Source organism: Bacillus sp. GW823-FHT06B01, assembly GCF_058952315.1.
In genome coordinates this window covers 326659-341771 of sequence record NZ_JBXAHR010000004.1, presented here as the reverse complement: position 1 = coordinate 341771, position 15113 = coordinate 326659, and the positions used below count along the sequence as shown (strand labels likewise).

Annotated in this window: 12 protein-coding genes; 1 reads left to right on the top strand and 11 read right to left on the bottom strand. The window is 37.3% G+C overall.

Features of this window, described 5'->3' with window-relative positions:
* Nucleotides 1-132: 132 nt before the first annotated feature.
* Nucleotides 133-1767 carry a ribosomal protection-like ABC-F family protein gene (gene abc-f, locus AC1Q8N_RS20180; protein WP_493521353.1) on the top strand — a complete coding sequence of 545 codons (1635 nt, stop codon included), beginning with the start codon at nt 133-135 and terminating at the stop codon, nt 1765-1767.
* A gap of 113 nt (nt 1768-1880) precedes the next feature.
* On the opposite strand, the gene AC1Q8N_RS20175 is transcribed toward abc-f, so the two are convergent.
* The 11 genes from AC1Q8N_RS20175 to cspC form a co-directional block, all read right to left on the bottom strand.
* Nucleotides 1881-2192 (bottom strand): heavy metal-binding domain-containing protein, encoded by a 312-nt coding sequence (locus AC1Q8N_RS20175; RefSeq protein ID WP_000637523.1) that lies wholly within the window; start codon nt 2190-2192, stop codon nt 1881-1883.
* A gap of 65 nt (nt 2193-2257) precedes the next feature.
* Nucleotides 2258-3973 carry an ABC transporter ATP-binding protein gene (locus AC1Q8N_RS20170; RefSeq protein ID WP_000944610.1) on the bottom strand — a complete coding sequence of 572 codons (1716 nt, stop codon included), beginning with the start codon at nt 3971-3973 and terminating at the stop codon, nt 2258-2260.
* A 310-nt stretch (nt 3974-4283) separates the two neighbouring features.
* Nucleotides 4284-5468, bottom strand: a complete 1185-nt coding sequence (locus AC1Q8N_RS20165; RefSeq protein ID WP_141522829.1) for a PDZ domain-containing protein — start codon at nt 5466-5468, stop codon at nt 4284-4286.
* Between the two features lie 260 nt (nt 5469-5728).
* Nucleotides 5729-7165 (bottom strand): S41 family peptidase, encoded by a 1437-nt coding sequence (locus tag AC1Q8N_RS20160; protein WP_000830301.1) that lies wholly within the window; start codon nt 7163-7165, stop codon nt 5729-5731.
* Nucleotides 7166-7283: 118 nt separating this feature from the next.
* The gene (gene ftsX / locus AC1Q8N_RS20155; protein WP_000645020.1) at nt 7284-8177 is read right to left on the bottom strand and encodes a permease-like cell division protein FtsX; all 894 of its coding nucleotides are present in this window, start codon (nt 8175-8177) and stop codon (nt 7284-7286) included.
* Complete coding sequence (gene ftsE / locus AC1Q8N_RS20150; protein ID WP_000594325.1) at nt 8167-8853, bottom strand: cell division ATP-binding protein FtsE; 687 nt, start codon at nt 8851-8853, stop codon at nt 8167-8169. Before ftsE ends, ftsX begins: the two co-directional genes overlap by 11 nt.
* A 314-nt stretch (nt 8854-9167) precedes the next feature.
* Nucleotides 9168-9491: a cytochrome c551 gene (cccB, locus tag AC1Q8N_RS20145; protein ID WP_000727965.1), complete on the bottom strand. Its 324-nt coding sequence runs from the start codon at nt 9489-9491 to the stop codon at nt 9168-9170.
* A 438-nt stretch (nt 9492-9929) separates the two neighbouring features.
* Nucleotides 9930-11028 (bottom strand): peptide chain release factor 2 gene (gene prfB / locus AC1Q8N_RS20140; RefSeq protein WP_097908205.1). Its coding sequence is split into 2 segments (ribosomal slippage): nt 9930-10955 and nt 10957-11028, totalling 1098 coding nucleotides; the frame shifts between segments, so codons are not numbered across the junction.
* Between the two features lie 144 nt (nt 11029-11172).
* On the bottom strand, nt 11173-13680 hold the full coding sequence (gene secA / locus AC1Q8N_RS20135; RefSeq protein WP_048542521.1) for a preprotein translocase subunit SecA: 2508 nt from the start codon (nt 13678-13680) through the stop codon (nt 11173-11175).
* A gap of 274 nt (nt 13681-13954) precedes the next feature.
* Entirely contained in the window at nt 13955-14497 is a 543-nt protein-coding gene (gene hpf, locus AC1Q8N_RS20130; protein WP_000671189.1) for a ribosome hibernation-promoting factor, HPF/YfiA family, read from the bottom strand.
* A 320-nt stretch (nt 14498-14817) separates the two neighbouring features.
* The gene (gene cspC, locus AC1Q8N_RS20125) at nt 14818-15015 is read right to left on the bottom strand and encodes a cold shock protein CspC (protein WP_001990088.1); all 198 of its coding nucleotides are present in this window, start codon (nt 15013-15015) and stop codon (nt 14818-14820) included.
* Nucleotides 15016-15113: the final 98 nt, after the last annotated feature.

Here is a 15113-nt window from a genome sequence, read left to right as displayed (position 1 = left end):
AGAGGATTAGTCTGTCCATTTGTCGATACTTTCTTTCGAAACGATCATGTAAAAAAATCGTTTATTTATGTACGATTTTTTACATGCAAGGGCGACGTTTATCCTCTCTAGTGAAACTAGGGAGGTTTTTTTATGACTATTTTATTCGCACGCAATATTGAAAAGAGCTTTGGTGATCGCACACTATTTACGTTACCATCACTGGAAATTCAAGCACAGGATCGCATAGGGATTGTCGGAGTCAACGGAGCTGGTAAATCTACGTTATTACAAATATTAAGTAAAGAAACAGAAGCTGACAAAGGCATAGTAACTCATCATAGTTCTATCAGCATCATTCCTCAACTTAGCGAGGAACTACCGGAAACCACTTCTGCTCTCGCAAAAGGAAAATGGAGTATTTCAAACGTTACAGATGCAATGAGCGGTGGTGAACGAATGCGGCTAAAGATTGCTCATGCTCTCGAACAAGATGCAGGAATTTTATTTGCTGATGAACCAACAAGCCACTTAGATATGGTTGGTACAGAGCAATTAGAAAAGGCACTTTTATCTTATAAAGGGTCACTTGTTTTAATATCACATGATCGTGAATTTCTAGATAATATATGTACAAAAATTATTGAAATTGAAGACGGGACGATTCAAGAGTATAAAGGAAACTATTCCAACTATCGAAAGCAAAAAGAACGTGAACGAACACAAAAACAAGCAGAATATGATCAATATATACAAGAAAAAAATCGTTTAGAGCAATCAATTTCACAAAAAAAGCAACGTGCTTCTAATATGACAAAAATCCCAACTCGCTTCAGTTCATCTGAATCTAAACTTTATAAGTTAAGCGGGGCTCATGGCCAAGAACAGGTTAGCAAAGCAGCGAAAGCATTAGAAACACGTCTCGAAAAACTAGAAAAGAAAGAAAAGCCAAAGGATCTTTCTCAGACTCAGTTTGACGTGCAATACCATACACCCATTCATAGTAAAGTGGCAGTACAGTTCAATAAAGCAACAAAGAAAATAGGCGACCGCACACTATTTAAAAATATGAATGGAACTATTGCCCCTGGTGCAAAACTTGCTATTTTAGGTGCAAACGGAAGCGGCAAAACAACTTTGTTCAACATGCTTCTCGCAAACGAGCGTGGCATTCAGCTTTCGAAAAGTTGTAAAATTGGATACTTTGAACAAACACTATCAATTTTAAAAACAGATAAAACCATTTTAGAGAACGTTCTAGAAGAAACCAACTATACAGAAGCATTCGTTCGAACAATACTTGCACGGCTTTTATTCCGCCGTGAAGATGTTCATAAACCTGTACATGTCTTAAGTGGCGGCGAACGAATGAAGGTCGCACTCGCAAAAGTATTTTTAGGAAACTATAATATGCTTCTGCTCGATGAACCGACAAACTATTTAGACTTAGCGACGCAAGAAGAATTAGAAATCATGTTACAAGAATATCCTGGCACAATACTTTTCATTAGCCATGACCGTGCCTTTATTCGCTCTGTTGCAGACCATATTCTACAAGTAGATGAGAGTGAACCAAGAATATTCCACGGTAATTACGAGCAATACACAAAAAGAACCACCGGGGATTCTGTAAACGTAACTGAACAAGAATTATTACGATTACAAACAAAATTAACAGAAATTATCGGCCGAATTTCCATGCCAAATCATCACGATGATATCCCATCTCTCGAACAAGAATACGAAACATTATTAGTTCAAATCCAAAAATGTAAAGAAGCGCTCTAATGTCTTCCCTATATATCGACAGGGCCTTCCGCATTTCCCAAGAAATATTGGAACTTCGACATAGAATAGCATTAATAAAAGTGAAAAGCCGTGCATCAGCACGGCTTTTCACTTTAAATACGGACAGCAGTTCCGCTCACTGCAACCATTAGCATTCCTTCGCGAACTACTTCGTAATCCACGTCGATACCAACAATTGCATTCGCATTTTTTTGTCTTGCGAAAGTTTTCATCTCTTCCATTGCAATGTCGCGCGCTTCTTTTAATTTACTTTCATAAGCGCCCGCACGACCGCCGACAACGTCACGGACAGAGGCGAAAAGGTCACGAACGATATTCGCGCCCATAATCGCTTCTCCATTGACGATATCGATATACTCAATAATTTCTTTTCCTTGAATTGTAGACGTTGTTGTTACAATCATGCTTCATAGCCTCCCATATAAGATTTTCACTTACTTATGGTGCACTAATTCAGCAGAAATTATATTTACGAACTGAACTGTGCTTCGTATAACCTGCTGTATCCTCCGCCTTGTTCAATTAGTTCCTCATGTGAACCTTGTTCTGCAATACCATCTTTATTTACAACGACGATACGATCTGCATTTTTAATCGTTGCAAGTCTGTGAGCGATAACTAATGTTGTACGGCCCACAGATAGTTCAGCAAGTGATTTTTGAATCGCCAGTTCCGTCTCTGTATCTAATGCGGAAGTCGCTTCATCTAATATTAAAATTGGCGGGTTTTTCAAGAACATACGAGCAATCGCTAGACGCTGCTTCTGTCCACCAGAAAGTTTCACCCCACGCTCACCGATAACGGTATCTAAACCGTCTGGTTGTGAGTAAATTAAGTCTTCTAACTGCGCACGTTTTACTGCCTGCCAAATTTCAGCTTCTGACGCCTTTAAGTTTCCGTAAGCGATATTTTCACGAATTGTTCCTGAGAATAAGAACACATCTTGCTGCACAATTCCAATTTGCTTACGAAGTGAAGATAACGTCATATCTTTCGTATCAATACCATCAATTTGAATCGATCCAGACGATTGTTCATAAAAACGTGGTAATAGACTACATAACGTCGTTTTTCCAGCTCCTGATGGTCCTACGAAAGCAACTGTTTCACCTGCATGTATTTTCAAACTAATATCATTTAAAATCGGTTCTTTATTTTCATATCCGAATGTAATGTTGCTATATTGAATATCACCATGTACATGTTTAACTTCCATCGCATCTTTAGAGTCTACAATATCTGGCTCTGTTTCAAGAAGCTCTACATATCTCTTAAAACCAGCGATCCCTTTCGGATAGCTTTCGATTACCGCATTAATTTTTTCAATTGGGCGGAAGAAAATATTCGTTAATAGAACGAATCCGATAAATCCACCGTACGTTAATTCACCTTGCAGAACAAACCATGTACCGCATATTAAGACGAAGAGCGTTACGAGACGCATGAGCATATAACTAATCGATGAATTTAACGCCATAATTTTATACGCCATTAATTTCGTTGTACGGAAACGAGCATTGTTTACAGCAAATTGCTCTTTCTCAAACTTTTCATTTCCGAATGCTTGTACAACACGGATACCGCCAACGTTGTTCTCAATACATGCATTGAAATCAGCAACGTCTGAGAATAAACGTCTAAACGTACCTGTCATTTTTTTATTGAAGTAAAGTGCCAACCACAATAGGAATGGAATAACGAAGAACGTTAATAACGCTAACTTCCAGTTGATCATCATCATAAATGAGAATGCCCCAACTAAAGTCATAACAGCGATAAATAAATCTTCTGGCCCATGGTGAGCAATTTCTCCAATTTCCATTAAGTCGTTTGTAAGACGTGAAATTAAATGACCTGTTTTATTATTGTCAAAAAATCTGAATGATAGCTTTTGAATGTGATCAAATAATTTCTGTCTCATATCCGTTTCAATGTTAACACCAAGCATATGTCCCCAATATGTAACGACATATTGTAAGCCTGCATTTAATATATACACTGCAAGTAAACCGAAACAAGCCCATAAAATAAGCGTCCAGTTTTGTCCTGGCAATAACTTATCAATAAATTGATTTACGATAAGCGGGAAGCCAAGTTCTAGTAACCCTGCGACAACTGCGCAAGAAAAGTCGAGTATAAATAAACCTTTATACGGTTTATAGTAAGAAAAAAATTTACGTAGCATATCTTACCTCCATTTTCCAAAATTAAAAAGACTCCCTAAATGATAACCATTATCAAATAATTATTCAAGTTATCCGTCTATGAAACTTCAAAAGAAGGTTTGCGATAGTTGTCGTTTTTTGCCGGAAAGTCGATATATTTGAATAATCGCTGATATAATTCGAGTTGCGCTGATATATCCCGATAATCGCCGATATAATTCAAGTTACGCTGATATCTCCCAATAATCGCCGATATAAATTTCGTTTACTACTCTACTGCCCTCATCCAATACAAAAAGGGTATCACCTATTGGTGACACCCCACTTCTATTACATAGCTTCCGAATCCCACTCATGCTCCTGCTGAACAAATACAATACCTAATTCGTGATGTCCTCCGGCGTATAACGCCGTTTGAGCAAGGCGAAGCTCTCCGTTTGTATCTAATACTTCTAATTTACAAAATGCTCCTGTCGTCTTCGTTTGAAGTGCATCATAAAACTCTTCTGTGCTTCTTGGAATGACTCCATTTACTTTCGTAATCATTTCTCCAGGTAGTAAATTCAGCTCTGCCCCAATTGTATTCGGGATTGTATCTAATACAACGAGTCCATCATTACGTGCAGCGAAGTACGCTGGTCTTGTTTCATCCGCAATTTTCTCTTGCATGGAAATTGTGAAACGTCCAAGCATCGCAACGCCCATCGCAATAATTGCAAGTACATGCCACCAATAACTTGCGATTCCTAAAACTAGCACAAGTCCTGCTAATCCGTATACACGTCTTCCTGTAAATAATAAAGCTTCCGTCGGTTCATAACTTCTAATCCTTCTCATAAATCCAATTAAAAATGGAACGAGGAATAAAGAATATGTATGTGAACCAATTGAAACGACAGGCCACCATGAAATAAACTGCGTTACCGCGTCACCTGGTACAAGAATAAAAATAGGAACGATCCATAAACGCTTTGATTCGTGTAAGCCGACCTTTAATCCACGCTTACCCTTCCTCATCTTCGGCGTCGAATATCCTACTGCATTTTTAGAAATCAACAAGCCCTCTACAACGAGCATGACGCCTAGCAAAATAGCAAGAGATACAATCGTACTCTCTTCCCCTTCTCCAAGCTGTAAGAAGGAAACTGGTAGCTTAGAAGATAATAGAACACATACAATCGCGATACTAAACGTATAAGCTGCTGATAAATATCGATACATAGCCGTTAATCCAAATAATAACGTCCATAATAAGATGGCCCATAAGCTTGCTTTAGAAACAACAAGTCCAAGTCCAATTGTAAGAATAGATACGATTAGTCCGTATTTAACTCCTGGGAATAAAGATGTTCGCAGTTCAAACCAAATATCATAAACTTTAAAGGAAAAATCCTTTCGTTCTCGTAACATACGTAAGTATCCAACGAAGATACTACTTATTAAAAATACATAGACAGCAGGGTGTAAGAAAAAACGTCCAACCGCCCGCATTATTTCAAAAATCCATGCCTCCACGACTCCATTCACCACCATTTATATCATTCTTTCTTTTTATATTATCATAACTGGACAAACGTTTGTTTAACACAAAAAAATACAGGCAGCAAACTGCCTGTATTTCTTTTTATCCCGCTTTAATGGGCAGTAAGACCTCCACCTCAAAATTTAGCGAAAGCAAAGAATTTAGGTGGGGGATCCACTGCCCATAAAAGTCCGATTGTTTCAACTAATAATCAGTGGAGATGAAGAAAACCCCCACTGATTAAAGTTTCACTTTATTTCACTATTAATTTTAATGCGGACTGTAATTGTAGATCATTTTCTCCAGAACGGATTTTTTCAATAATTTTAGTTTGAATCGCCTCAGCTGTCTTTTTATCCAGCTGTCCTGTCGCTTCCATCTCATTCGCATTTTGGAATGCTTTCAGCGCTGATTCTGTCTCTTTACTAAAGTATCCATCTTCACGCCCCGGTACATATCCTAAACTCTTAAGCATTTCTTGCGCATGTTTTACTTGCACATCATTTGAATTGTATGAAAGTGTTTTTTCAATTTGAATTGGTGTCGCATGATAATAATCTGGTTGCTTCACTTCTACTGTTGGCGCGATTCCTTTTTTATGAATCCAGTTTCCATCCGGTGTTAACCATTTAAACATCGTTAATTTAATGTTGCTGCCATCTTTAAATGGAACGGCTTGCTGAACAGTACCTTTACCAAACGTTTTTTCACCAATTAAATCGTATCCTTCTCCCTCTTTGAGCGCACCCGCTAAAATCTCTGAAGCAGAAGCACTTCCGTTATCAATTAATACTGAAATTGGATATGGCTTTTTCTCTTTCAGTTCCGTAGAGAATTTCTTTTTCTCACCATTTCGTTGCTCTACTTGTAGCATCGGCTTTTTATCCGTCATAATTTCCCCTAGTATCTCTTCTACACTATTTAAGTAGCCACCAGGATTACCACGCACGTCAATAACTAAGCCTTTTATGTTTTTCTTCTCTAACTCTTTTAACTGATCCTTAAATTCTTTCGCTGTATTTTCAGCAAAAGAAGTGATTTGCATATAACCGATATCTTTTCCGCTCTCTTGTTTCACAGAACTAAACACCGTGAAGATTGGAATTTTTTCACGCTTAATTTTAAATACAATCGGATCAGCTACTCCTGCACGCTTAATTTCAATCGCGACAGTCGTTCCTTTTTTACCACGAATCTTTAATACTGCTTCTTCACGTGATAAATCTTTCACACTATTTCCATCTACAGATAAAATTTGGTCATTCGGTTTAATTCCAATCTTTTCTGCCGGTGAGCCTTTAATTGGAGATACGATAATAAGCTTACCGTCCGTTTTGTTCACCTCAGCCCCGATCCCCTCTAGCTCAGGATCAAGTGATTCACTAAACTGTTTAGCCGTTTCTTTATCCATATACGTGGAATAAGGGTCCTTCAGCGTAGACAACATGCCTTGTATTGCACCTTCGACTAACTTGTCATCCTTCACGTCTTCCACATAACGTGAATCAATTAGTGCATACGCCTCATTAATTTTTGCCAAATTCCCTTGTGAGGTGCTAGCGTTTCCACTCGAAATCGTTTGCGTTACTTCTGCTGGGTTAACCCCAAATAAAGACATACCTGCAAACATTCCGCCAGCACCAATTAAAAATGCAACAACCATTCCAATAATTGCAACTCTACGTTTCAATGCGGAATTCCCCTTTCCAAAACACACAGGTGGTGTAGCAAAAGGCATCACACAGTGTGTGATGCCTTTACCTATTTCTACTATATGATAAGCTTGTACGAATTATGTTTGCAACTTTTTATACTTTTAAGAAGCGACGAATTGACATTACACTTCCCCACATACCGATTAAAGCCCCGATTAACACTAGTAAACCAGCTAATTGGAATACGAAAGGACTGTATGGTAGAAGTTCGAAAATTGTTCCGCCAAGTTTTTCGTTAAACACACTTTGTAGTGAATTATACGTAACTAGAATTAAGCCAATTGGAATAATTGATCCTAATACTCCTAGGAATAATCCCTCTAATAAGAACGGCCAACGAATAAACCAGTTTGTTGCACCTACCAGTTTCATAATTTCGATTTCTGTACTACGAGCATAAATTGTAATTTTAATTGTATTAGAGATTAAGAACATCGCTGTGAATAAAAGACCTGCAATTAACGCAATCCCGATATTACGTCCTGTTTTTACAGTATCAAATAATTTTTCAACTTGACCTTTACCGTATTGAACATTACTTACAAACTGCATTTTCTCAATCTTTTTCGCGATTGTCGCTGTATCTGTTGGTTCTTTTGCTTTTACAATGAATACGTTTTTAAGTGGGTTATCTTGTTCAAATAACTCAAACGTTTTTCCGCTATCACCTAAGCTTTTAATTAAGCGTTTTAGCTCTTCTTCTTTAGAAGAATATTTAATAGATTCTACTTTTGCAATCTTACTCATATCATCTTCTAATTTCTTTTGATCAGCTTCTTTTGCTGCTGGATCAATGTGTACACGAATTTCTACATCTTGCTCTACTTTCGTCGCAAAATGGTTCATATTCATAATCGCTGTTAAAAAGACACCTACAAGTAATAATGTAACTGTTACTGCACTAACAGAAGCAAATGTCATCCATCCGTTACGTGATAGATTCTTTACACCTTCTCGCAAATGTCGACTAAGGGTCTTAGCCTTCATATCCGTATCCTCCCTCAATCTCATCTCGAACAATTTTTCCGCCTTCAATCGCGATTACACGATGACGAATTGTATTTACGATATCTGAGTTATGTGTCGCCATAACAATCGTTGTACCACGCTCGTTAATACGCGTAAAAATCTTCATAATATCAAGAGCTGTTTCAATATCTAAGTTACCTGTTGGCTCATCGGCAATTACAACCTTTGGTCTATTAACAATTGCTCTCGCAATCGCAACACGTTGCTGCTCTCCACCCGAAAGTTCACTTGGTAGTGCGTCTGCACGATCCTCAAGACCGACAAGACCTAAAACTTCTGTTACACGCTCACGAATGGCTTCTTTTTCTTCTTCAATTACTTCTAAGGCAAACGCAACATTCTCATATACCGTTAACTTAGGTAGTAATTTAAAATCTTGGAAAATTACGCCTAATTGACGACGGAAATATGGAACATCTCTTTCTGCTAATGTTTCAATAACAAGTCCATTTACATTAATTGATCCTGTAGATGGCTTCTCTTCACGATACATCATTTTAATAAATGTAGATTTCCCGGCTCCACTCGGTCCAACTACGTATACAAACTCACCTTGTTTAATGTTAACTGTGAGACCAGCAATGGCTTTCATACCATTCGGGTACTCCTTATAAACATTCGTCATTTTTATCATTATTTATCACCCAATACTTAATGATTTTTTTCGAAATACTTTTCTGTACATCTGAAAATAAAAACTTTATTCTCACTTAACCATTCTTGTTGAAGGTAGCTTCTATTCATGCTTTTTATTAGCAGCGCTACTCTATGTAATATATTTCAGCAAAATTCTACAAACCCCATTGTAACATCAAACGGTTTCCAGTTCGGATACATTTTTGTTACAGTTATGTTACACTCAAAAAAAAAGGAAACGAGTCGTCATAGTTCTTACCCAAAATCATTTTGGAATAAGATTATATAACCAACTCGTCCACTTTACCTTTTTTATTTATGTTCAGCTAACCACTCAGCTACTTTTTTCGCATCCTCACCTTGAATGATTCCTGGTGACATGGAACCGCGACCTTTTTCAATAATCTTTTCAATCTCTGCTGCATCATATTTCTGTCCCACTTTTCGTAAATCCGGTCCAGTTGCTCCCGATAAATCTTTCGCATGACAACCTATACAACTTTTTTGGTAAATTTGCTCTGCGCTATCTGTGCTTGCAGATTGTTTCGAAGGCTTACTCTCTTCTTTATTTCCACATGCTCCTAAAGCAAAAACGACTGATGTTCCTAACGCAATAGCCAACAATTTCTTTTTCACTTCTATCGCTCCCCATTGTTGATATTCTTTTCATTCCTAACACACTCATTTTCATTATAAGCATTATCTTTATATAGAAAAACTAAGGTATATTTCATATTTTTCAAAAATACAGTAAGAACCCTGATAATATAAAGCTTTCATAATTTGTTTCAATTCTGTGAACAACGTAAAAACTTCTATAAAGAATTCTTGTTGAACAGAAAATCAGAAAAGTTCTGTTCAAGTCTTACTCTATTGCCGCTCTGTTTTACTATTCTCTACTTTTTACAATACAATATACAACATTGTATGCTACATATAATCTCATCAAAAAGAGAAGTTGTCGTTTCCAACTTCTCTTCCTCTTTATTTCATCTATAGAAATAAAATCAAATTCTTTATATCCTCGATTATCCTCAGCATACGCCGACAACTTTGTTGGCTTTTTTTCGCTTATTAGATGCGAGAACGTAAGTAAGCATCAATAAATGGATCAATTTCTCCATCCATAACTGCTTGTACGTTACCAACCTCTGTATTTGTACGGTGGTCTTTCACAAGAGAATACGGGTGGAATACGTAAGAACGAATTTGGCTACCCCATCCGATTTCTTTTTGTTCACCGCGAATTTCATCTAACTCCGCTTGTTGCTCTTCTAATTTCTTTTGGTATAATTTCGCTTTTAACATTTTCATCGCGTGCTCACGGTTTTTAATTTGTGAACGCTCTGACTGACATGTTACAACTGTGTTTGTTGGTGTATGTGTAATACGAACTGCTGAGTCTGTCGTATTAATATGCTGTCCACCTGCACCACTTGCACGGTACGTATCAACTTTTAAGTCTTCTGAACGTATTTCGATTTCAACTTCATCATTGAACTCAGGTACAACTTCACAAGATACAAACGATGTATGACGACGGCCTGAAGAATCGAATGGCGAAATACGTACAAGACGGTGTACACCTTTCTCTGCCTTTAAATAACCGTAAGCGTTATGACCTTTAATTAATAAAGTAACACTCTTAATACCTGCTTCATCACCTGGTAAGTAGTCAACCGTTTCTACTTTAAACCCACGTTTTTCAGCCCAACGTGTGTACATACGTAATAACATAGAACCCCAGTCTTGTGACTCTGTTCCACCAGCACCTGGGTGTAATTCTAAAATAGCGTTATTTTTATCATAAGGATCGCTTAGTAGTAACTGAAGCTCATACTCATTCATTTCTTGAATTAAACCCTTCACTTCTGATTCAAGCTCCTCATGTAAATCTTCATCATACTCTTCTTTTAAAAGCTCATGCGTGATTTCTAAATTTTCAAACGTCTCATCTAACTGACGGAACTTTCCAACCATCTCTTTCAGTGCATTAGCTTCGTTAATTACAGCTTGTGCGCCTTGTTGGTCATCCCAAAATCCTGCACCCATCATTGTCTCTTCTAAATCTGCAATTTGTTTCTCCTTAGTAGGAAGGTCAAAGAGACCCCCTAAAAGCCGCTAATCGCTTAGCCATTTTCTCTAATTCTTGTCTAATTTCTACTAATTCCATTTCCTTCACCTCTATGTAATTGCTGTTACTTTCTTATGAAAACAAGGGAAACTCTCTCCACTTATGACGGAGAGAGTTTAATCTTTCTTAATTATACATTTTTAATGTAAAATTTTGCAAAGTAATCTGGGCTACCGCCCTGTATTACTTCCCGATACCACAGCAGTTTTTATATTTTTTACCGCTACCACATTTACATAAATCGTTGCGGCCTACTTGGTCACCTTTTACAACTGGTTTTTTCTTCGCTTCTTCGCCATCGCTAGATGGATGAACAGCTTCACCTTGAACAACTTCTTGACGCTCTAAGTTTTGTTCAATTTCAGCTTTCATAATGTAACGAGAAATTTCCTCTTCAATAGAAGCAATCATTGACTCGAACATTGCGAATCCTTCCATTTGATACTCACGAAGTGGATCAATTTGACCGTAAGCACGTAAATGAATACCTTCACGAAGATGATCCATCGCATCAATATGCTCTGTCCATTTCGTATCTACTACACGGAATACAACAACTTTTTCAAACTCACGCATTTGCTCTTCTGGCAGAAGCTTTTCTTTGTCGTTGTAACGCTCTATTAATTTCGCGATAATTGGCTCGCTCATTTCCTCTGGAGCAAGACGACGTAACTCTTCTTCTTTTATATCGCCTTCTTGCAGAAGGTTGGCATTTAAGTAGTCAACAAGACCTTTAATGTTCCAATCTTCTTCAATTTCCTCTTGTGTATGAAGCGCAACAGCACGTTCTACTGTAGATTTCATCATACCTTCAATAATACTGCGTAAGTTCTCAGAATCCATTACTTCTTGACGCTGTTTGTAAATAACTTCACGTTGCTGACGAAGTACATCATCGTACTGCAGTAACTGCTTACGTGCATCATAGTTATTTCCTTCTACACGTTTTTGTGCAGATTCTACCGCACGAGAAACCATTTTACTTTCAATCGGCTGTGAATCATCCATACCAAGACGATCCATCATCGCTTTCATATTGTCAGAACCGAATCGGCGCATTAGTTCATCTTCCATAGACAAGTAGAACTGCGTTACACCAGGGTCCCCTTGACGACCAGCACGACCACGTAACTGATTATCAATACGACGGCTTTCGTGACGCTCTGTACCGATAACTGCTAGACCAACGTTTTTAATATCGTCTCCAAGCTTAATATCCGTACCACGACCAGCCATATTCGTCGCAATCGTTACAGCACCTTTCATACCAGCTTCTGCAATGATATCTGCTTCACGCGCATGGTTTTTCGCGTTTAAAATGTTATGGCGTACACCTTTACGTGTTAACATTTTTGAAATAAGCTCTGACGTTTCAATTGCAACTGTACCAACAAGAATAGGTTGCCCTTGTTTATGACGATTTACAATATCCTCAACAACTGCATTGAATTTGCCTTCCATTGATTTGAAGATTAAATCAGCACGGTCATCACGAATAATATCTTTGTTCGTTGGAATTACGATAACATTCATATTGTAAATACTACGGAATTCTTCTTCTTCCGTTTTCGCTGTACCAGTCATACCAGATAACTTTTCATACATACGGAAATAGTTCTGGAACGTAATTGTTGCGAGTGTCATACTTTCATTTTGAATTTCTACGCCTTCTTTTGCTTCAATAGCTTGGTGCAAACCTTCGCTATAACGACGACCTTTCATAAGACGACCAGTGAATTGGTCTACAATTACGATTTCGCCTTCTTGTACAACATAATCTGTATCAAGGTGCATGACAACGTGTGCACGAAGTGCCTGATTAATATGGTGAAGAAGTGCGACATGTTTTAAATCGAATAAGTTTTCAATATGGAAAGCTTTCTCTGCTTTCGTAATACCATCTTCAGTTAACATTACATTTTTCGTTTTCACATCAAATGAATACTCTTTTTCATTTTCTAATGTACGAACGAATGCATTTGCAAACATGTATAACTCTGTTGATTTTTGAGCTTGTCCCGAAATAATAAGCGGTGTACGTGCTTCATCGACTAAAATAGAATCAACTTCATCGATAATAGCAAAATGAAGTGGACGCTGAACGCACTGTTCTCTATATAAAACCATGTTGTCACGTAAGTAATCGAATCCAAGCTCATTATTTGTGCTATACGTAATATCAGCAGCATAAGCCTCTTGTTTCTCTTCGCGTGACATGCTGTTTAAGTTAATTCCTACTGTTAAGCCTAGGAACTCATGAAGTTGTCCCATTTCGCTCGCATCACGTTGTGCTAAGTATTCATTGACTGTAACAACGTGAACACCTTTTCCTGTTAAAGCATTTAAATATACAGGTAATGTAGATGTTAACGTTTTACCTTCACCCGTTTTCATCTCAGAGATATTCCCTTCATGTAAGGCAATACCACCCATTAACTGCACGCCATACGGACGCATTCCAAGAACACGAGTCGCAGCTTCGCGAACAACTGCAAAAGCTTCAGGAAGTAGATCATCTACTGTCTCACCTTTTGTTAAACGTTCTTTAAATTCAAGCGTCTTTCCTTTTAATTGCTCATCTGTTAGTGGCTTAATAGATGATTCTAATGCATCAATTTGCTCAACTGTCTTCTGCATACGTTTAATTTGGCGTTGATTTACATCAAATACCTTTTTTAAAATACCGATCATAGGAAATACGCTCCTCTTTTTTATTAAAATAAAACTTCCGATTGTTTTTTCTTTTTCTATTACAATCAGTCGTTATAAAAATCAAATGTATGTTATGCCAATTTTTCTCCTAATTAAAAAAACTAAAATGTATATACCTAATGATAATTGTAACACTTGTCTTATAACTATGACAACAATCGGCCGAATGTCTCGTTCTAAATTAAGAAAAATTTTTAAAAAAATCTATTTTCAGCAAAAAAAGCGCAGCCATTTCGGCTGCGCTTTTGAATTATTATTTAGTTTCGATTAAACCATATTTCCCATCTTTACGGCCGTATACAACATTAGTTTCATTTGTATCAGCATTTGTGAAGACGAAGAAATTATGTCCTAGCATATCCATTTGTAGGATCGCCTCTTCAACGTCCATCGGTTTTAAATCAAATCGTTTTGTACGTACAAGTTCTAATTCATCCTCTTCTACCGCATCCAGAACAGCTACTGCTTCTGGAAGGATAAAGTTCGTTTTCATAGAACCTTTCTCACGTAACTTACGATTTACCTTTGTTTTATGTTTACGAATTTGTCGCTCAAGTTTATCAACTACTAAATCGATAGCAGCGTACATATCGCTATTAGTTTCTTCTGCACGAAGTAATAAATCAGTAAATGGAATTGTTACCTCGACACGTTGCTTGTCAGAGTATACTTTTAAATTAACTTTAATCTCTGGGAATGTATCAAAATAACGCTCTAACTTACTTAGTTTTTTCTCTACATATTCCTTTAATGCTGGAGTTACTTCAATATTTTCACCACGAATGTTGAATTTCATAGATGAATTCCTCCTTTCAAGCCTATGTACTATAATTTCGACATTGGCTTAAAAACTCCTTCTAACTTTTTTAAAAAAATTAGTGGAATTGCGATTTTTTTATCGTTTTTTGTTGAAATGAAAAGATGCATCGTTTCTATCTTTATTTTATCCTATTAACATCGTGAATAACGAATATAACTGTGGACAATTCGTTACAGAAAAGAAACAACTTTTTGACAACTTGATTCATAACAAAAACCCCTTGCAAAAAACAAGAGGTTCTACCATATATATAACGTTGCCACAAACGCAGCTCTCTCTTCCCAAAAACAATATTCCTACAGTTTTACAACATTAGCTGCTTGTGGTCCACGTGCTCCATCTACAATGTCAAACTCAACTTGTTGCCCTTCTTCTAATGACTTATATCCATCTTGTTGAATAGCAGAAAAATGAACAAATACATCATCACCATCTTCACGCTCAATAAACCCAAATCCCTTTTCTGCATTGAACCATTTCACTCTTCCTTGCATGTTCATTCCATTCCCTTCACTCTAAAAATCAGGGCATTCGCCCCATACTTTGACTATAACGAATGACAACTTACGAAGTCAAAGAAGACTTATCGTCT